The organism is Rheinheimera sp. D18 (assembly GCF_004345025.1).
Taxonomy (GTDB): Bacteria; Pseudomonadota; Gammaproteobacteria; order Enterobacterales; family Alteromonadaceae; genus Alishewanella; species Alishewanella metallidurans.
Map to the genome: position 1 here is coordinate 1,806,953 of NZ_CP037745.1, position 19,299 is coordinate 1,826,251.

Genomic DNA, 19,299 nt, shown 5'->3' on the forward strand with positions numbered 1-19,299 from the left:
AATACCGGTTCTCACGCGTAAATATGGTTATATCGCAACAATGTTGGTAGCACCCGATGCAGGAACATAAAACATGTTGAAGTTAACTACAGGCTCAGGGCATGATGTACGTCCCCATTCAAACGTGGATACTGCACAGCTAATGACCGCGCAAGAACAGACACACCAACAATGGGAAGAAGCTCTGACCTTTGTTGCGTTAAAACGTGACAAATTAGCCTACGCCGAACTTTTTAATTACTTTGCGCCAAGGTTAAGAGCCTTTGGTATGAAGATGTTTGGTAACGAGCAACAAGCGTTAGAAATGGTGCAAGACACCATGTTAAATGTATGGAAAAAAGCGGCACTATTCGATGCTACTAAAGGCTGTGCTTCTACCTGGATTTATACCATTGCTCGTAACGTGCGCTTTGATATGCTGCGCAAAAAGCAAAGCCGTAAAGACGACATTAGCGCTGATGATCTATGGTTAAATGGTGAATACCCTGAGCCTGAGTCTGAAGACGCATCTGCACAATGGGATATCCAGCTGTTATCAGAAAAACTTGCACCACACTTCAACTTACTACCGCCAGCTCAGCGCGATGTAATGGAAAGAGTATATCTACAAGAAAAAACCCACCAAGAAGTATCAGACGAATTAGCCATTCCGCTGGGTACCGTGAAATCTCGGATCCGCTTGGCGTTAGACAGATTAAGAGAGGCATTAGATGGCACACGCAATTAAGTTTCACCCTAGCACTGCATTGCTAGAACAATTTGCTGAAGGCTATTTAACTGCTGATGTGTCGTTGGCGCTTGCTGCGCATATTGACCTATGCCCACATTGTCAGCAATTAAGCCAAGATATTACCAATGATTTAGCCGGTCAGTTTGTAGAGCAACGCGTTACCACAAACTCCACAGACTGGGATGCGATGCTCAACAGTGTGCTGGCACAAACTGAACAAACGAGCATGAAACCAATAGCTAACGAGGTAACATCCAGTAACGCGTTGCAATCTATCATGGTTTCACAACGTGAATTTAAACTGCCCCGTGCGTTGCAGCGTTTATCGGCGAGCCACGGTAAATGGTTACATTTAGGCGGCATTGCTACAGCAACATTACCAACTAGCAGTGATCACCATGTGTCTTTGCTCTATATCAGCAAAGGTACAGAGGTACCGCAGCATACGCATTTAGGCCTTGAAATGACGTTAGTATTATCAGGTAAAATTGTCGATGAAAATGGCGAATACCATGCTGGTGACTTACTAATTAATTCACCAGATGACACGCATACACCACGCACCCTACCCGACGAAGATTGTTTGTGTCTGTCAGTTCTAAGTGCGCCATTACAGTTTAAAAAGGGCTTAACGCGATTATTAAACCCGTTACAACAGTTCTTTTTTTAATAGCGCCACTAAAAATATCAGCCTTTAACAAATAAAAAAGCGCCAATTGTGTTGGCGCTTTTTTTGTTTTTAACCCCCGAGTAACCTAACGCAATAGTGCGGTGCCACCTTTTAAATTAAATACTTGTTTAAAACCTAAGCGCCCTAACACCTTACATGCCACTAAACTGCGGTTGCCCGAACGACATACCAGTAAAAAAGGTTGTGCCGGTGTAATAACATTATTGATAAGCGCATCGGCGAGTTTTGATAAGGGTATTTCTAATACGGGGTAACGCTGCGGCAAATACTGGGTTAATGCCCCCGCACTTTGCTCATGCGGCTCGCGAACATCCACAACCTGTAAATCTGGCCACTGCTGCATAAAACCCGTTAACTGCTCTACAGCAATAACATCAGTAGCGTCTGATAAGCTTACTTCAACTAAGCCACAAAGATGCTGACTCAACTTTTGTAATTCTATTGCCTGCTGCTGTAATTGCTGCTGCCATTGGCCATTGTCTATATTTTGTAGCAAAGCATGAAGTGCCGGCAGTTCTTGTTGTGCTAAAGCCAGCGTGGTGAAAAAGCGCTGGGCGTAATCATGGCTAGATAAAATTAACGTATCTTCATTAATTGTTGCCGCCAATAGCCGTATACTCTGTGCCAGAGCCGCCATGTCACCACCAGCTAAGTCAGTGCGGCCAACTCCACCTGGTAAGATTAAGTCACCAGCAAACACCGCACAAAGCTGCTTAGCTTGCTGCAGTAGAATACTCACTGCCTCTGGCGTATGTCCAGGTGTAGCTAATTTGGTTAAACTATAACGGCCACAACTTAGGGTATCAACCTGTAGCGGCCAGCCTAAAGCATCGCATGGCTCTTTTTCGGTGCAGTCGCCAAGCAAAGCAATAATTTCTTGGCGGGCTGATAAATGGTCACGATGTAAATGGGTATCTAATACTGCCTTTAGCTTTAAACCTTGGCCTTGAATAATACTCGCTATACGACTCGCTAATGGTAAAACCGGATCAATTACCATTGCTACGCGGCTATCCTGACAAATAAGTACATAGCTACACAGCGCTTCATGTTTTAATTGCAATAAACCACTGGCATGAATTTCTAGTGTTGGCGTTGCGTCAGTTAAGACTAAACAATGCTTATTTACAATATCAGCTAATGGCTTAATAGCGGCACAAGCTTGCTGACATTCTTGTTGAGTCATCGCTGGGCCAAACGACAAGCGAATGGCACCCTGTGAGCGCCATGGTTCCAGCCCCATAGCATCAAGTACAAAACTAGTAGGCACTTTTGAACTACAAGCCGAACCTGAGCTTACACGAATACCGGCGGCGTCGAACAAGTCCATAATGTCTTTGCTGTAAAAGCCCGGTACCGAAAAGTTAATAGTGGTTGGCACCACATAGGGTATATCACTATTGAGCACCATTGCTGGAAATACGGTTTTTAATGCCGTAATTAAATCGTTCCGGTACTGCCACAGCACTTCTTCGGCTTGAAACGCCGAACCTTGTGTTTTTGCCAGCTCAGAAAAAATCGCATGTAAAGCAGCAATACCAGGTAAGTTTTCTGTGCCTGAGCGTAGGCCACTTTCTTGGCCGCCACCGGCAATAAAGGCTTTATAAGGGGCATTTTTTCGTACATATAAAAAGCCGATGCCTTTGGGCGCATAAAGTTTATGTCCACTAAAGGGCGCGTAATCAATACTGGTTGTGGCAATGTTTAATGCCATTTTGCCAAGTGCTTGTACACAGTCGACCATCCAATACACCTGCGGGTTAGCGCTACGAATTAGCTGCTCTAGCTTGGCTAAATCTTGCTTTACGCCGGTTTCATTATTGGCCGCCATAGTGCAAATCATCGCCGCTTGTGGCAGCATTTTTGTCATAAATGCGCTATCGAGTATGCCGTTGTTATCAACCGGAATGGCCATTACTGTGGCATTTAGGTTAAGCACCTTGTTCCAATGTTTAAGGCTTTCAGGCACAGCTTTGTGTTCAGTTGAGCCATAAAGCAATAAGGTAGCTGGCCCGACAAGGCCGCGTTCACGTGCAGCTAGTAACGCTGAAACAATAGACGTTTGAATACCTTCAGTCGCGCCTGAAGTAAAAACAATATCACCGGTGCAAGCACCGATAAGCTGACGTGCTAAGGTTCGCGTGGCTTCAAGCTCAGCCTTTGCCTTAATGCCTGTTGCGTGACTACTGCTAGGATTACCAAAACCACGCTGCATAGTGTGCATTGCAGCTGCCGCTGCTGCTGGCAATACCGGTGTAGTAGCGTTGTTATCAAGATAAATTTCATGATGCAACTGGCTGGTCATGCAAGGGCTCCCTTATTTATAACCAAAAAGAATAAGATATATCGCTTAATAATAACTGCCATCAGCTCTAAGCTCAAGCGTGGTGACGACACAAAAAAATAAACCGCCAAAAGGCGGTTTATTTAACACTATTTATTCAATTAAATCTTTAGGGATCTGGGGCCGTAACTCCGACCAGATTAAACCGCTTTCTTTACCGTATTTACGCACAGCAAATACCACTTCATCAAACTTACCGTTTTCAGCGTATAGCTTAATTTGATGATAATAACGACGTGCTAACTCGCGTGCCGCAGGATGCGAGAAGTAAAAACGGGCAATCTTGTTATATAAGCCACGAAAACCATTTAAAATCAGCACATAAATCCGATTAGCTGAATGCGATGCTAATTCATGGTTTAAATTATAGTCAAATGCAGCAAAGGCTTCAGCTGTATCATCTAACGCCTCAGCGCCAGCAAAAAGATCAACAACTTGTTGCGGATGGTTTTTAATGGCACCACGAATATAAATAGCACTAATATTGGTTCTTGCTGATAACAACTCATCAACCAACTCTGGCATATGTTCTTCATCTAAACGCGCTAGCGTTTCAAGAATATTTAACCCCGAAGTTTGCCAGAAATTATTTACCTTAGTTGGCTTACCGTGTTGAATAGTTAACCAGCCATCACGGGCTAAACGTTGTAATACTTCACGTAACGTAGTGCGGGTAACGCCTATAAGTTCTGATAATTCACGCTCTGCAGGTAATATGGAGCCAGGTGCAAATTTTCCATTCCATATCGAGTCGACGATATACTCTTCGGCGAACCCAGCAGGGCTTTGCGCTTTAATCAGATTAGTCATGCGGATCTATCCGTCTTCTGGTTTACAAATTTGCACTGATTGTACCAGAGCGCCATCAGTTAACAAGACACAGTCAAAAAATAGCCGGCTGTACGAGCCGATTGTACATTGTTAATAAATGCCGTAAATTAGCGACAGCACACGAAAAAATCCCGTTGAGAAGGATAAAAAATGCTACAAAATTTCAAACGTTTATCGAAGCAACGCTGGGCTTGGGCGTTAGTTGCTTTATCTTGTTTAACATTATTAGGTACCGCGTTGTATTTCCAATACGGCCTTAATATGCAGCCCTGCATTAAATGTATTTATGTGCGTAGCGGTTTCGCTGGCATTCTATTAGCAAGCCTTATCGGATTTTTAGCGCCAGCGTCTATGCTGCTGCGTGTTACCGCGCTGCTAGGTATGTTAGCAGCGGCTATATTTGGCATATTCCAAGCTAATGAGCTGTTAGAGATTGAACAAATGCTGGCAGAAGGTGGCTTTTTTAGTTGTGCCCTATTTGCTGATTTTCCTCAGTGGATGCCACTAGATAAATGGTTACCCGAAGTATTTGAACCTACCGGCAGTTGTGGCGACACCAACTGGCAACTGCTTGATAAAAGCATGGCGTTTTGGAGTGCAGTAGCACTGTATAGCTATGCAACTGTAGCAGCAGTAATGCTATTAGTTCAGCCAGTTAGGCTAAGTGCCAATCCTTACCGCGGTTAATTTGCTCTGTTATACTGATTATTAGATTTAGCCGCACTTAACGTGCGGCTAAATCTATCTATTACTCTAATGTTGGATAATCGGTATAACCTTGCTCACCATCACTGTAAAACAATTCTGGTTTAGCCGCATTTAGCGGCGCGTCTATAGCAAACCGCTGCACGAGATCAGGGTTAGCAATGTAAGGCACGCCAAAGGCAACCGCATCCGCTATACCATCAGCTAAAGCTTGGTTTGCTGAGGCTAAATCAAATTTCTCGTTACTTATGTACACGCCGCCGAATTGCTGTTTAAGTATTGGGCCTAAGCTGTCATCTGCTTGGGCTTCACGCGCACAAATAAAAGCGATTTTACGCTTACCAAGTTGACGCGCAACATAAGCAAAGGTATCAGCGCGCTGTGAGTCGCCCATAGAATGCGAATCGGCTCGTGGTGCTAAATGCATACCTACTCGTCCTGCGCCCCATACTGAAATCACTGCATCAGTAACCTCGAGCATTAAGCGCGCACGATTTTCAATGCTGCCACCGTAGTTATCAGTGCGTTGGTTAGTACTGTCTTGTAAAAATTGATCTAATAAATAGCCATTAGCGCCGTGTATTTCAACACCATCAAACCCTGCTAACTTGGCATTTTCAGCGCCTTTACGATACGCCTCTACTATTGCCGCAAGTTCTTTAGTTTCTAAAGCACGCGGTGTGACATAAGCTTTTTTCGGCCGCATTAAACTAACATGCCCTTGTGCGGCAATAGCGCTAGGCGCAACCGGTAATTCACCATTTAAATAAAACGGATCGGAAATACGGCCCACGTGCCACAACTGCAGCATGATTTTTCCGCCAAGCTGATGTACGGCATCGACTATTTTGCGCCAACCAGCAACCTGTTGCTCAGACCAAATACCCGGTGTTTTAGGATAGCCCACGCCCATTGGCGTAACGGCAGTGGCTTCGGTTAAAATTAAACCGGCACTAGCCCGTTGACGGTAATACTCAATCATTAATTCATTGGGTACTCTATCTTCGCTGGCTCGACAGCGAGTTAAAGGTGCCATAATAATACGGTTAGAAAGTTGTAAATCACCCAATTGCAGTGGGTCGAATAAAGTTGGCATCTGTAATCCTATTAAAACCTAGTTCTGTGAAAGCATAACTCAATTAACTAACCCGTTTTTCCATGACAAAATTGGTTAAGGTTACACCGTGAATTTCAACCTGCTGTTCTGTGACAATATGAAAACCACTACGCAAAAAAAACGGTTTAGCCGTAATACTGACATTCGCATAAAAGCGTTTTACACCATAACGGCGCCCCATTTTCAGCAAGTGCTGCATCAAAGCTTTGCCTACGCCTTTGCCTTGATAATCTTGATGGCAAAAAAAGTAATCAATGTAGCCGTCAGCTTGTACATCAGCAAAGCCGACTATCTGCTCATTATGCACAGCAACAAAGGGTTCGCTTTGTGCCATCCGTCTGGTCCATACATTAATATCAAACCGCGTTGGCGCCCACGCCGCACATTGCTCGGCGCTATAATCACCAACGTTTACATTACGTATCGTGTTATAAAATAGTTCACGTAACTGTGGCTCTTCACCAGGTTGATAAGGGCGAATTTGGTACATACAACACCTTTTAATAACTCGAATAACAATTAACACTATTTTAGTGCGGCAAAAACAATAAGGCCCTGCATTGCAGGGCCTTATTTACTAAGCTCGCTGTATTACAGAATAGCTAACAGTTCTACATCAAAAATTAGTGCGCTAAAAGGAGCAATTGCATTACCTGCGCCACGCTCGCCGTAAGCAAGTTCGTGAGGAATATATAAGCGCAATTTGGCACCTGGTGACATCAGTTGTAAAGCTTCAGTCCAGCCGGCAATAACGCCTGATACTGGAAACTCAGCTGGCTCGCCACGCTGATATGAGCTGTCAAATACCGTACCGTCAATTAGCGTGCCGTGATAATGCGTGCGCACGGTTGAGTCGCGGCTTGGTTTTTCACCGTCAGCTGCTACCAATACTTCGTACTGTAAACCTGATTCCGTAACCGTAATTTCTGCACGCTTAGCGTTTTCTGCTAAGAAGGCTTCACCTGCATCGGCCAATAATACGGCTTTTTCAGCTTGCTCTGCTTGCATACGTTCGCTAATTACTTTGAACGCATCACGAATTTGCTCGTCGCTTACTTCTGGCGTTTTCTCAGAAAAGGCGGCAATAACACCAGCGGCAACGGCATCAATATCTAAACCGTCAAACGGGTTATCTGCAAGCTGCTGGCCCATTTGTAAGCCAATACCGTAACTAGCGTGTTGTTCAAGCTTTGTATATTTATCTGACATGAGTTTCACTTATGCTGACGAAGCTTTTCGCTTCGGGTTAAAAAAGTGCCGCTATATTAGCGCAAAAGCAGATCAATGTCTTGTCGGCTTATGCGGCAAGCTGCTGAGCTTGTGACCAGATCTTATTAACATGCTGCTGATCTTCCGGGTTTAGCTCACCATTACCTATTGCTAACTCCAAGGTATTATTTACTTGGGTTATTACGTCGATAGCAGCAAAAGGCTCGCCATCTACCTGCAATGTGCCGACGGCTAAATCAAAGTGGCCGCGTAAATAACCTGAGGCAAATAGCTCATCGTCAGTTGCCACTGGCACTATGGCATCAAATAACTCCGCTACCGCATTAATAAATTGCTCAGGTATTGCTAATGCACTCATGTTATTCCTCATCTTCGTACCCTAAGCGGTACATTACGTAATCATTATAACCAGTCAAAATATTAATTAAGCCGGTTAACTGCTTATCTAAGGTGCTATCGCCAGTATCAGCAATTAATGGCCTGCCCTCTAATTGTTGTAACTTGGCTTTATCGGCAATAAGTAAAATATTTTCTCGGCCAATAGCGCGAATAACCGCAGGTGATAATTGCTGATTACCTCGACCGAATATATGGCCCTGCCCACCAATTAGCGTAATAATTAACTGGCTATGGTAATCGCTAACCAATGCCAATAATTGGTTGGCTGTAACGTCTTTGGCAATTAATTGGCCATTTTCTACTACGTCTACGCCCAATAAGGTATTGTCTAGGCCAAGTTCGGCCATAACGGCGGCAACAGTTGAGCCTGAACCCATAACATAACGTACGTTGTCATCCATCTGGCTAGTGACATACGCGGCTAAATCGGCCAAAACCAACTCTTCCGATTCACGACCACCCATTTTTACACTTTGTACATAGCGTAACTGCGCGGGAATGCGCATTTCACCAAAACGACGGGCTTTTACTATACCCGCGCTAAATGCCTGCTCGTCAATATCCATGACAGGAGCTTCGCTTAACGAAACCAGCTCGCCGGTAACCAGTTTAGCCACCAACTTACCCGCAGCCTGAGGCGATATAGCATAAACTCCAGAATGAATTTTCACTCCAGCTGGCACACCTAACACGGTTGTATGCTCTGACACCGCTGTGCAGATATTACGAGCAGTACCGTCACCGCCGGCGAACAGCAATAAATCAACGCCCTGCTCAGCTATTAACTTAGCTGCGATTTCAGTATCGCGCGCAGTTGAAGGTAAAGTGCTACTGCGATAAATAATCTGATGACTAAAACCAAGCTCAAGACAAACATTTTCGCCCATATCGCCAGCGACGGTAAGCACTTCAACTAGGTGTTTTTGTGGCAATAGCTCTTGTAATGCGGTTTTTACTCGATTCATCGCTTGAGGCACGGCACCTAATGCTAACGCCTGCTCTGCCTTATCGTCAGAGCCTTTTAAACCGACACTGCCACCTAAACCAGCTAACGGGTTAATAATTAACCCTAAGCGAAACACACTTGCCATATTGCGATACCTTTACAGCGCTAAAAATGGGCGCCATTGTAAGGCGTAATGTTACTTTTTTACAGCCCAACTTTTTATGGTTTATTAATGCTTAGCTGTTTTTGTTGGCAAACTAACTGCTAACAGCGTGGCGGCTAAAGCTAACAAGGCAGCAATACCAAAAGTTAAGCTGGCACCACTGCCGTTTTGCCACAATAAGCCGGAAAAATAAGCACCTATGGCTCCTCCGCCACCGAAGATCACGCCCGCATATAACGCTTGCCCGCGGCTGCGTAATTTTTTCGGGAAAAATTGCTGAATAAATTGCATGGCACAGCTGTGCGCGATAGCAAAGCTGCCTGCATGCAGCAGCATGCTAAAACAGAGCAGCCAAACATTATCTGCAAAGGCAGCAAGCAGATACCAACGCACTACAGTAATGCCGTAGCACACACCAAGCAATAACCGATAACTGCGATTACGCATAATGTTACCGGCAAAATAAAATGCCACTATTTCGGCAGCTACCGCCAAACCAATAAATAAACCAGTTTGGCTACCGCTATAGCCTAAATCACGGCTATACAGCGTAAAAAAACCATAAAACGGCGAGAAGCTCATTTGCAATAATAACGCTGCCAGCATAAAACGTAGTAGCACACTGTTTTTTATTAGCGTACTAAAACGCACATGCTCGTTGGTGAGTTCCGCATGAATACTCACTTTGGGCAGTAAAAATAAGCTAGCGAGTAATAACAGTAAAAACAACAACGCCGAAGGCGGTAAAAACTCGCTACCGTAGCGCTCAAATAACCAACCACCCAACATAACTAGCACAATGTAACCGACGCTACCTGCAGTACGGATACGGCCGTAAGCTTGGGTATTATCATTTAAAAAGGCAAACGCCGACACTTCAAGCTGCGGCAAAATAGCGGTCCAAAAAAAACTGAATAAAGCAAAACCACAGAGTAACGGCCAAAAACCGTAATCGGCAAAACTACTTAACCAACCTATCGCCGCCAATAAAGCGCCAATGCGCATTATCCATAGGGGTTTGCCACTGCGTTCAGCGGCTAGCGCCCACACTGTTGGCCCAACAATACGGCTGGCGGTAACAATAGCTAATAACAAACCGATGTCTGCCGAGCTTAAACCTCTGCCATCAAGAAATAGGCTAAAATAGGGTACAAAAATACCTAGCACGCCAAAGTAGGTAAAATAGGCCAGCACTAAGGCTGGCCGAGCAGAGATTAACGCCATAAAACGCAGTTATTCTTGTGTTGGTTGAGCTGATTGCTTACGCGCAATATCCGGTGTTGTTACCTGAACGTGCATATTTTGCGCGCGATGACGTAAGTAATGATCCAGCAATACTATTGCTAACATCGCCTCAGCAATAGGTACTGCACGAATACCAACACAGGGGTCGTGTCGGCCTTTAGTAATAACATCAACCACTTCTCCACTGGTATTAATACTTTTACCGGCAATGCTGATACTAGATGTAGGTTTAAGTGCCATGCTTACCAGTAAATCTTGGCCGGACGAAATACCGCCTAACACACCACCGGCATGATTAGCACTAAAGCCGTTGGGCGTTAGTTCATCACGATGCGTTGAACCGCGTTGCTCAACCACCGCAAAACCGTCACCAATTTCTACGGCCTTAACCGCATTGATACTTATCATGGCATGGGCAATATCGGCATCAAGCCGGTCGAATACCGGTTCACCCCAGCCTACTGGCATATTGGTTGCTACCACATTAATACGCGCGCCGACCGAATCACCGTCTTTTTTTAGCTGACGCATGTAGTCATCTAAGGCTTCTAGCTTGCTCGGATCGGGGCAAAAAAACGGGTTATTGTGTACTTCATGCCAATGCAATGCTTCAGCTTTTATTGGCCCAAGTTGGGCTAAATAACCACGAATTTCAATGCCACATTGCTCGCGCAGGTATTTTTTTGCAATTGCACCGGCCGCGACCCGTACTGCAGTTTCGCGTGCCGATGAGCGGCCACCACCACGATAATCACGAATACCAAACTTATGCCAGTAGGTGTAATCAGCATGCCCCGGGCGAAATTGGTCTTTAATGTTGGAATAATCTTGTGAGCGTTGGTCGGTATTTTCAATTAACAAGCCAATGCTAGCGCCGGTAGTGGTGTTTTCAAATACGCCAGAGAGTATTTTTACCGCGTCCTCTTCTCGCCGGGCCGTGGTGTAACGCGACGTGCCGGGCTTACGCCGATTTAAATCTTCTTGTAAATCTTCAACCGTTAGTGTCATTCCTGGTGGGCAACCATCAACAATACCACCAATAGCTGGCCCATGGCTTTCACCAAAGGTGGTTACTTTAAATAACTGCCCTATGCTATTTCCAGCCATGGTCACTCCTTAAATAAATGCTGACAGCGCTCTAATTCTGCTTTGCCAATAGCAAAAACACCTAAGCCGCCGTGGGCAAACTCCAGCCAGTCAAAGCCAACGTCAGGATAATCTTGTTGTAATTGCACCATACTGTTGCCCACTTCGCATATTAGCAAACCGTCATCATGCAGATGCGCCGCAGCATCACGCAAAATACGCCGCGTTAATGCTAAACCATCATGACCCGAGGCTAAACCTAACTCAGGTTCATGGCGATATTCGTCAGGTAAGTCAGCCATATCTTCAGCATCGACATAAGGTGGATTCGTGACAATTAAATCATATTTGGCGCCAGCCAATGCTTGATAGCCATCCGATAAAATAGGATACACGCGGTGTTCAAGATCATGATTTTGAATGTTGTACTGCGCAACGTCTAACGCATCTTCACTAATATCTACGGCGTCTACTTCAGCATCAGCAAAGGCATAAGCACAAGCAATGGCAATACAGCCTGAACCGGTGCACAAATCGAGGATCTGTTTTGGTGCTTTACCATTAAGCTGAAACATAAATTTATTAGTAATAAGCTCTGCTATAGGTGAACGCGGTACTAGCACGCGTTCGTCAACATAGAAGGCTAAATCAGCAAAATAAGCCTGCTGAGTTAAATAAGCGGCCGGTATGCGCTGTTCAATACGTTGCTGCAATAAGCTAATAAAAGCCTCGCGCTCTGCATGAATTAGCTTGGTATTAAATAGCTTTTCATCGGTCAGTGGCGGTAAATGCAGTACATAAGTTAATAAATTAGCCGCTTCATCCCACGGATTGTCTGTGCCATGGCCTAAATACACCTCCGCTTGGCTTAGTTTCGTTACTGCAAACCTTAGCCAGTCATGTACTGTGGTCAGTTGGGCAATAGCATCGCTGATTAACTCAGGGGTAAATAATAATTTGTCAGTGTCAGACATGATGAATGTAAGCTCTTTTTGTAATAAACGCTTAGTTTGAGTAAACTTGCGCCATGCAGAAAAAAGTCAATTTAGCCTCAACCGGTATTAGTGCCGAAGAAAGCCAACTGTTTCGCGAATCGATAACAGGCGCTAAGCCTATTGCGCAAGACAAGATACCGCCAGTTGTGGCGCCTCGCAAGCTAAAAAGACGTACGGACGTCCTAGCTAAAGCGCTTGATGATAATTTATTCTACTTTTCTGATGAATTTGAAGGCTATATTGCCGAAGGTGTAAGTTTAAGTTGGACAAAAAGTGGTGATGACCCACATTTAACAGGCCGGTTGCGCCGAGGTGAATTTCAACCACAGGTAATCTTAGATTTACACGGTATGACCACACGAGAAGCTAAAGCCGAGTTAGCTGGCTTGTTAGCTTACTGTGCAAAACAGCATATTAACTGTGCCTGTGTTGTGCATGGCAAAGGCTTAGGGATATTAGCGAAAAAAGTACCTAACTGGTTAATTCAGCACCCTAATGTCCGTGCTTTTCATACCGCTCCAAAAACCTGGGGCAAACATGGTGCGCTACTGCTATTGCTTAGTGTTGAAGACTAAAGCATAAACTAGTACTAAAAGCTTTTTAACGCCAATTCTTGCGGTGATAGTGTTTTCAATAGCTTCCCGCCATGCTCAACCGAATACTCGATACAAGCTAACTGTGCGGTATTAAAAATGGGCGTTTGATCAGCTGTAGTAAAAGCTTCAACTAAAAAACTCACTAACGGCATATGCGATACTAATAGCACTCTTGCTTCTGGCCGTTTGCTAATACAGGCATCAAAATAGGATTTTAATAGCGCAGCATCAGCATCAGGTTGCAATTCGGGCACAATATCTAACTGGCTAAATGGGGCTTGCTTGGCTAATATTAATTCTGCCGTCTGGCGGGCACGTATATAGGGGCTAACCCATATCCAATCAAACGCCGTGTAATGCTGTTGCAACCAATGCGCCATCTGGTTCACTTCATGCTTGCCGCGGGTAGTAAGCTGCCGCTGACTGTCCATCGTCGATAGCGGCTCTGCTTCGCCGTGACGCATGATAACGAGATTTACCATTTACTTAACACCATACTGCTCTAGGTTTCCTGTTAACTGAGATGGCAGATAACAATACGCCACGTAAAAATTGTGCGCTATGATAATGAAAGTTGGCGCGAAGAGTAACTGTTAATAACGCATAATAGCCACTTTGTTTATTACTTATCGCTATGGCAGTGCCATTTATGTGTATAACAATAGCCTAAAAAGGTAACTCGATTGGAAAACGCTCAGATCCTGCAAAGCCCCAACGACAACAGCCAATATCAATACCTGACGTTGGCTAATGGCCTTGCCGTATTATTAGTGCATCAAGCAGATAGTGAAAAAAGTGCTGCGGCATTAACGGTAAATGTTGGTCACTTTGATGATCCGGCCGATCGCGAAGGTTTAGCCCATTTTTTAGAGCATATGTTATTTCTTGGCTCAGTAAATTATCCTGACGCGGGTGAGTATCAGCAATTTATTAATCACCATGGCGGCAGCCATAATGCATGGACAGGCACTGAGCATAGTAGCTTTTTTTTTGATATCGATACCCAGTTTTTTGCGCCTGCCCTTACCCGTTTCGCTGATATGTTCAGCCAACCACTGTTCAGTGCCGAATACGTTGAAAAAGAACGCCATGCCATAGAAGCTGAATTTTCACTTAAATTAAAATATGACGGTCGGCGTATTTATCAAGCGCATAAAGAAAGCATCAACCCTGAACACCCGTTTGCTAAGTTTTCAGTAGGTAATCTAAACACGCTCGCAGACACCGCGGATGGCAGTTTACAGCAAGCGTTAAAAGATTTTTTTCAGCAACAATACAGCACTAGCCGTATGACATTAACGCTAGTTTCATCGTTACCGCTAACGCAGCAAGCGCAATTTGTTCAGCAACATTTTAACGTTTTACCCGCACATTTAGCAGCGAAAAAAGCCTTAGATGTTCCGCTATATCTGCCGGAGCATCAAGGTATACAACTTAATATTCAACCGCATCGCGACACACAAAAGTTGGTAGTTAGCTTTGCCATGCCGGATATTCAGCGCTGGTATAAACATAAACTAATTAGCTTTATTGCCCACTTACTGGGTGACGAAGGGCCAGGTTCTTTGCTGAGTTATCTTAAGCAACAAGATTTGGTTAATCAGTTAAGCGCGGGCGGTGGTATTGACGGCAGTAATTATAAAGATTTCACCATCGCCTTTGAGCTTACCGATAAAGGTATAAGCGCTCGAGATACCATTTTACAGGCGCTGTTTAGTAATCTCGCCATGCTAAAAGCGCAGCCACTACCTACGGTGCAGTTTGCCGAACGACAAAAGTTATTACACTGGGCCTATCTATTTCAAGAGCCATCAACGGCGCTGGAAACGGCAAATCATTTATCGGTTAGCATGCAACATTATCCGATAGAAGACATCATCTTTGGTGACTACCGGATGGAACTGCCACCCGATACGCTATATCAGCAAGTATTAAGCTATTTTACCAGCGACAATATGCGGCTAATGCTGATCGCGCCAGGAGTACCAACCAACTGCAATGCTCGCTGGTATGACACGCCCTATAGCATAGAGCCCCTACCCAAAGCGTTGCTCCATGCCCTTAACAACACTAAAGCCATAGCGGAATTACAGCTACCGCCAAGTAACCCCTATCTTACTGGTGATGTCAGCTTATTGGCTAAACATCAGCATATGGCCGAACCAAAGTGCCTTGTTGACGAGCCGTCAATCAGCATTTGGCACAAAGCAGATACCGATTTCGCTAGCCCCAAAGGCCATGTTTTTGTCCAATTAAGCCTACCCAATAGCGTAGGTAATAGCTTGCAACTAGCCGCAACTCGACTTTGGGTCGAGCTATTTTTAGATAGTATTAATCAGCAGTTTTATGCTGCAACTACTATAGGCTTGGTGTATCGTCTTCACATGCAGCGTCAGGGCATTAGCATACATACTAGTGGGCTAGTAGCTAATCAGCTCATCTTACTGCAAGATTTGCTACAGCAAATGCACACTCAAGAATTCAATGAGCATCGCTTCGATGAACTAAAGCGCCAACTGAGTAGACACTGGCGTAATAGCAGTAAAAGCAAACCGGTAGCGCGTTTATTTAGTCAGCTCTCAGCACTATTACAACCATTGAATCCAGAAATAGATATCCTAACCGATGCGCTAGATCAGCTTAGTTTTACCCAGTTTTTAGCGTTTCATCGCCAGCTGTTGCAACAGGTACATATTGAAAGCCTACTGCTAGGTAATTGGGCAACTGACCATGCTAAGCAACTACAACACATACTTAAAAAATGGCAAACACAATTACATAGCACGGGTAAACGGCTTTCTAACCTAGCCTATAATATCCAAGGCCAAGGGCCAGTATGGGTGCAGTTAGATGTAGAGCATAGCGATCACGCGCTGGTTATTTACTTACCCGCACAACAAGCAACACCGGAAAACATGGCGCTGTTTATGTTAGCAAACCATGTATTATCGCCCGAGTATTTTCATCAACTACGCACTGAGCAACAATTAGGCTATTTAGTTGGTACCGGCTACGTACCTATTAATACCTTGCCTGGCATTGCCTTTTATGTGCAATCACCCAAAGCAGATTGTGAACAAGTTTACTTAGCAACAGTCGTATTTTTTCGCGAGTTTTTAGCCGACACAGAAACCCTCTCAGATGAAGAGTTTGCAGAGATTAAGCAAGGTATTTTGGCGCAACTTAATGAGCGCGATAATAGCTTAGGTGCACGAGCTACACGTTATTGGTTGGCGTTAGGCCAACAAGACTATAGTTTTGCGCTAACTCAGCGTATTATTGATGCCATGCAGCAACTTAGTCTCGCTCAATTTGTCGCCTTTTTAAAACAGCTGCTGTTAGCAGAGTACGATGCCATATTTTTAGCTACTGACGGAAAGCCAGTGCATAGCCATTTACGCTTTAGCAGCACAGCAGAACTTCAGCAACAGCTAACACAAACTCAAATTGCTTTTGACACTATAGATAAAGTTATATAACGTGACACACCTTATTATCAACTAGTTGTTACAAGTGCAGTTAAAACAAAAAATAACGATAATAATCAGTATATTCTTATTGAGTGCTTGGTCTGGTCAGCTACAGGCTGCTAACTGGGATTATTGGCAACCCTACTCGCTTAGTGCGGTATTACTCTGTGCATTTTGTGCATTAGTGCTAGCCCACGTTAGTATTGTTAAAATGCGCCGTTATCAAGCAAAACTTGAGTACAGCGAAGAACGGTTGCGTCTATCACTATGGGGTAGCGGCGATGAACTATGGGACTGGAAAGTTAGTAGTGGCGAATTATACCGTTCAGGTTCTTGGTTGCATCCAGTTGAAGCACAACCTAACGCTTTAGATTTTCCGCCGAATAAAGCGCAAATACATCCGCAAGACTTGGCTCGTGTAACTCAGTTGCTACAAGACCATCTAGATGGCAAAAGTAGTTATTTTGAAGCTACTTACCGCTTAAAAACTATCGATAACGATTGGACATGGGTATTAGACCGCGGTAAGGCTGTTGCCTTTGAGTATAATGGTCAGCCGAGTAGAATCACCGGCACCTTAAAAAACATTCAGCATTTAAAGCAAACTGAAGAGCAGTTGCAACTTTTTGCGCGTTGTTTACAAACGATTTCTGATGCCGTGGTTATATGCGACACTGATTTTACTATCCTTGAAGTTAATCCGTCTTTTAGCAAAATCACCGGTAAAACACGTGCTGAAGCTCTAAAGCAACGCTTTGAGCTCAGCCTTTATCCCAGCACCTTTATGCATGACATTCGCAGAGCCTTAGCAGATACAGGCACGTGGAGTGGTGAAGTTCAAGAATTACACCCAAACGGCAACATTTATCATGTAGAGCTTACTTTTGACCAGATTAAAGACGAACAAGGCACTATTACTCAATACGTTGCTGTTTTTTCTGATATTACCGAACGCAAGCAAAAAGAAGTTGAGCTACATAAATTAGCCACAACCGACACCTTAACAGGTTTACCCAATCGTTCGGCATTTATGCAAAAGCTCGCCTCTTTGGTTAAACATACTACTGAACATGCGTTATTAGTGTTTGACTTAGATAATTTTAAAAAGATTAACGACTCGCTAGGTCATGAGTTAGGCGATAACTTACTGTGTAAGTTATCGCAGCGCTTAAGTAGTTATAACAGCTACAACAATAAACTTTACCGGCTTGGCGGTGATGAGTTTGCAATTTTACTGGATAATACCAATGACTTGTATCTAATAACCTCAGCGGCCAAAGAGTTGCTATTGCAAATTAACCAGCCGTTAATTGTCAACCAGCACGAGTTAGCCATCACTAGTAGCATTGGCATAGTATTATTTCCTGACGACGGTAAGGATCCTCAAGCCCTTCTTCGCAATGCCGATACCGCCATGTACCATGCAAAAAGTGAAGGTGCTAACCGGTATTTGTTCTTCAACGATTCGATGAATAAACAAGCAGTAAAACGGCTACAACTCGAAAACCTAATGCGCCACGGCCTAAAGGAAGATTATTTTTCTGTCTATTATCAACCCAAAATGGACATTGTCAGCGGCCAGTTAGTTGGCATGGAAGCATTAGTCCGCTTTATAACGCCTAAAGGCGGTGTAATAAGCCCAGCCAGTTTTATTCCAATCGCAGAAGAAACCGGCCAGATTATTGAAATTGGTGAAGTTGTTTTATATAAAGCCTGTCTAGCAGTCAAAAACTGGATCAACCAAGGGTTATTTCACGGTCGAGTAGCGGTAAATTTATCATCCAGTCAGTTTAGCCTGCCATTTTTATGTGATTTAATTGATGATGTATTGCAGCAAACCGAATTGCCGTCTTATCACTTAGAATTAGAAATTACTGAAGGCACAGTAATGCAATCTCCGCCCAAAGCGATTGAAGTAATGAAAAAGCTGCGGGCTCGAGGCATTCACCTGGCAATGGATGACTTTGGTACTGGATACTCGTCACTTGCCTATTTAAAGCAGTTTCCGCTAAATACGCTAAAAATTGATAAAGCTTTTATTGATGATATGAATACCGCACGGGGCCGCAACATGGTCGATACCATTGTTACGCTTGCCCATAACTTAAGTTTAAACGTGGTAGCAGAAGGTGTGGAACAAGAAACACAATTAGCAATATTGCGTAAGTTACGCTGTGACGTAATACAAGGGTATTACTACAGCAAACCATTATCAGAAGAAGATTTTAGCAAATTCTTACAAGAGCAAAAATTAAAGCACGCTAAATTAACCGCCGTCTCGGTTTAAACTGTGTCAGTTACAAAAAAGCCCCAATTTATGGGGCCTTAGGCTAGTCGGTGTCAGTATCGACGTAGGAGAAATCTTCACCCCCGTCGGCAATGCGTTTCTTACCAAACACCGTATGAAACTTCCGTTTCTCGGCTAACCGCTGTTTATACTTTAACCAGGTTTTTTCAAATGCGGTAGTAGCCGGTTCTTCACCTTTGCATACGGCAACAAAACGTTTTTCTTCGTCATTTACTGGTGCACGATTACCCTGCTCCAGCTCCTGCATTGCTACCCCATGCTTCTCTAACAAATTACCTTCTGCCAGAGTAAAGCGCCCCGATCGGGTAAACCCTTTAGGGAAATTACCGTCATCGAAAAAGCGACGGTTAGCGACAAAACTTTGCTGCATCACTTTTTTCCTCTAATCTCGTTGAATATCAAGCCAGCCCGTTTAAACTGTGCGGAGTATGGTTAACAATATT

18 protein-coding genes are annotated in these 19,299 nt (G+C 44.1%); 6 read left to right on the top strand and 12 right to left on the bottom strand.

Annotation, left to right across the window (positions count from 1 at the left end):
* The first annotated feature begins 73 nt into the window (after positions 1–73).
* Both E0Z06_RS08545 and E0Z06_RS08550 read left to right on the top strand, forming a co-directional pair.
* Positions 74–727: a sigma-70 family RNA polymerase sigma factor gene (locus E0Z06_RS08545; protein ID WP_243695478.1), complete on the top strand. Its 654-nt coding sequence runs from the start codon at positions 74–76 to the stop codon at positions 725–727.
* Positions 711–1,400 carry a ChrR family anti-sigma-E factor gene (locus E0Z06_RS08550; RefSeq protein ID WP_132583736.1) on the top strand — a complete coding sequence of 230 codons (690 nt, stop codon included), beginning with the start codon at positions 711–713 and terminating at the stop codon, positions 1,398–1,400. The genes E0Z06_RS08545 and E0Z06_RS08550 overlap by 17 nt, the downstream gene beginning before the upstream one ends.
* Positions 1,401–1,485: 85 nt before the next feature.
* On the opposite strand, the gene E0Z06_RS08555 is transcribed toward E0Z06_RS08550, so the two are convergent.
* Together E0Z06_RS08555 and fadR are read right to left on the bottom strand one after the other, a co-directional pair.
* Complete coding sequence (locus tag E0Z06_RS08555; RefSeq protein ID WP_132583738.1) at positions 1,486–3,726, bottom strand: aminotransferase class V-fold PLP-dependent enzyme; 2,241 nt, start codon at positions 3,724–3,726, stop codon at positions 1,486–1,488.
* Positions 3,727–3,858: 132 nt separating this feature from the next.
* Positions 3,859–4,575: a fatty acid metabolism transcriptional regulator FadR gene (fadR, locus tag E0Z06_RS08560; RefSeq protein WP_132583740.1), complete on the bottom strand. Its 717-nt coding sequence runs from the start codon at positions 4,573–4,575 to the stop codon at positions 3,859–3,861.
* Between the two features lie 171 nt (positions 4,576–4,746).
* On the opposite strand from fadR, the gene dsbB reads away from it, so the two are divergent.
* A complete protein-coding gene (gene dsbB, locus E0Z06_RS08565) occupies positions 4,747–5,283 on the top strand; it encodes a disulfide bond formation protein DsbB (RefSeq protein WP_132583742.1) in 537 nt (178 codons plus the stop codon).
* Positions 5,284–5,344: 61 nt separating this feature from the next.
* Here dsbB and E0Z06_RS08570 read toward each other — a convergent pair whose 3' ends face one another.
* The 8 genes from E0Z06_RS08570 to prmB all read right to left on the bottom strand — a co-directional run bounded on the left by E0Z06_RS08570 (position 5,345) and on the right by prmB (position 12,461).
* Positions 5,345–6,397: an alkene reductase gene (locus E0Z06_RS08570; protein ID WP_132583744.1), complete on the bottom strand. Its 1,053-nt coding sequence runs from the start codon at positions 6,395–6,397 to the stop codon at positions 5,345–5,347.
* A 43-nt stretch (positions 6,398–6,440) separates the two neighbouring features.
* Entirely contained in the window at positions 6,441–6,908 is a 468-nt protein-coding gene (locus tag E0Z06_RS08575; protein ID WP_132583746.1) for a GNAT family N-acetyltransferase, read from the bottom strand.
* Between the two features lie 101 nt (positions 6,909–7,009).
* Positions 7,010–7,627 (bottom strand): FKBP-type peptidyl-prolyl cis-trans isomerase, encoded by a 618-nt coding sequence (locus E0Z06_RS08580; protein ID WP_132583748.1) that lies wholly within the window; start codon positions 7,625–7,627, stop codon positions 7,010–7,012.
* 88 nt (positions 7,628–7,715) lie between these two features.
* Positions 7,716–8,006: a YfcL family protein gene (locus tag E0Z06_RS08585; protein WP_207903055.1), complete on the bottom strand. Its 291-nt coding sequence runs from the start codon at positions 8,004–8,006 to the stop codon at positions 7,716–7,718.
* Position 8,007: 1 nt separating this feature from the next.
* A complete protein-coding gene (locus tag E0Z06_RS08590; RefSeq protein WP_132583751.1) occupies positions 8,008–9,138 on the bottom strand; it encodes an ATP-NAD kinase family protein in 1,131 nt (376 codons plus the stop codon).
* An 84-nt stretch (positions 9,139–9,222) separates the two neighbouring features.
* Complete coding sequence (locus E0Z06_RS08595) at positions 9,223–10,380, bottom strand: MFS transporter (protein ID WP_132583753.1); 1,158 nt, start codon at positions 10,378–10,380, stop codon at positions 9,223–9,225.
* Positions 10,381–10,389: 9 nt separating this feature from the next.
* Positions 10,390–11,508 carry a chorismate synthase gene (aroC, locus tag E0Z06_RS08600; RefSeq protein ID WP_132583755.1) on the bottom strand — a complete coding sequence of 373 codons (1,119 nt, stop codon included), beginning with the start codon at positions 11,506–11,508 and terminating at the stop codon, positions 10,390–10,392.
* Positions 11,509–11,510: 2 nt separating this feature from the next.
* Positions 11,511–12,461 carry a 50S ribosomal protein L3 N(5)-glutamine methyltransferase gene (prmB, locus tag E0Z06_RS08605; protein WP_132583757.1) on the bottom strand — a complete coding sequence of 317 codons (951 nt, stop codon included), beginning with the start codon at positions 12,459–12,461 and terminating at the stop codon, positions 11,511–11,513.
* A 53-nt stretch (positions 12,462–12,514) separates the two neighbouring features.
* Between prmB and smrB the strand changes: the two genes are divergently transcribed.
* Positions 12,515–13,057: an endonuclease SmrB gene (smrB, locus tag E0Z06_RS08610; RefSeq protein ID WP_132583759.1), complete on the top strand. Its 543-nt coding sequence runs from the start codon at positions 12,515–12,517 to the stop codon at positions 13,055–13,057.
* Between the two features lie 14 nt (positions 13,058–13,071).
* Here smrB and sixA read toward each other — a convergent pair whose 3' ends face one another.
* Positions 13,072–13,560, bottom strand: a complete 489-nt coding sequence (gene sixA, locus E0Z06_RS08615; protein WP_132583761.1) for a phosphohistidine phosphatase SixA — start codon at positions 13,558–13,560, stop codon at positions 13,072–13,074.
* A 201-nt stretch (positions 13,561–13,761) separates the two neighbouring features.
* Between sixA and E0Z06_RS08620 the strand changes: the two genes are divergently transcribed.
* The gene (locus E0Z06_RS08620) at positions 13,762–16,557 is read left to right on the top strand and encodes an insulinase family protein (protein ID WP_132583763.1); all 2,796 of its coding nucleotides are present in this window, start codon (positions 13,762–13,764) and stop codon (positions 16,555–16,557) included.
* A 79-nt stretch (positions 16,558–16,636) separates the two neighbouring features.
* Positions 16,637–18,835 (top strand): EAL domain-containing protein, encoded by a 2,199-nt coding sequence (locus E0Z06_RS08625; RefSeq protein ID WP_243695479.1) that lies wholly within the window; start codon positions 16,637–16,639, stop codon positions 18,833–18,835.
* Between the two features lie 43 nt (positions 18,836–18,878).
* Here E0Z06_RS08625 and E0Z06_RS08630 read toward each other — a convergent pair whose 3' ends face one another.
* Entirely contained in the window at positions 18,879–19,226 is a 348-nt protein-coding gene (locus E0Z06_RS08630; RefSeq protein ID WP_132583767.1) for a DUF413 domain-containing protein, read from the bottom strand.
* Positions 19,227–19,299: the final 73 nt, after the last annotated feature.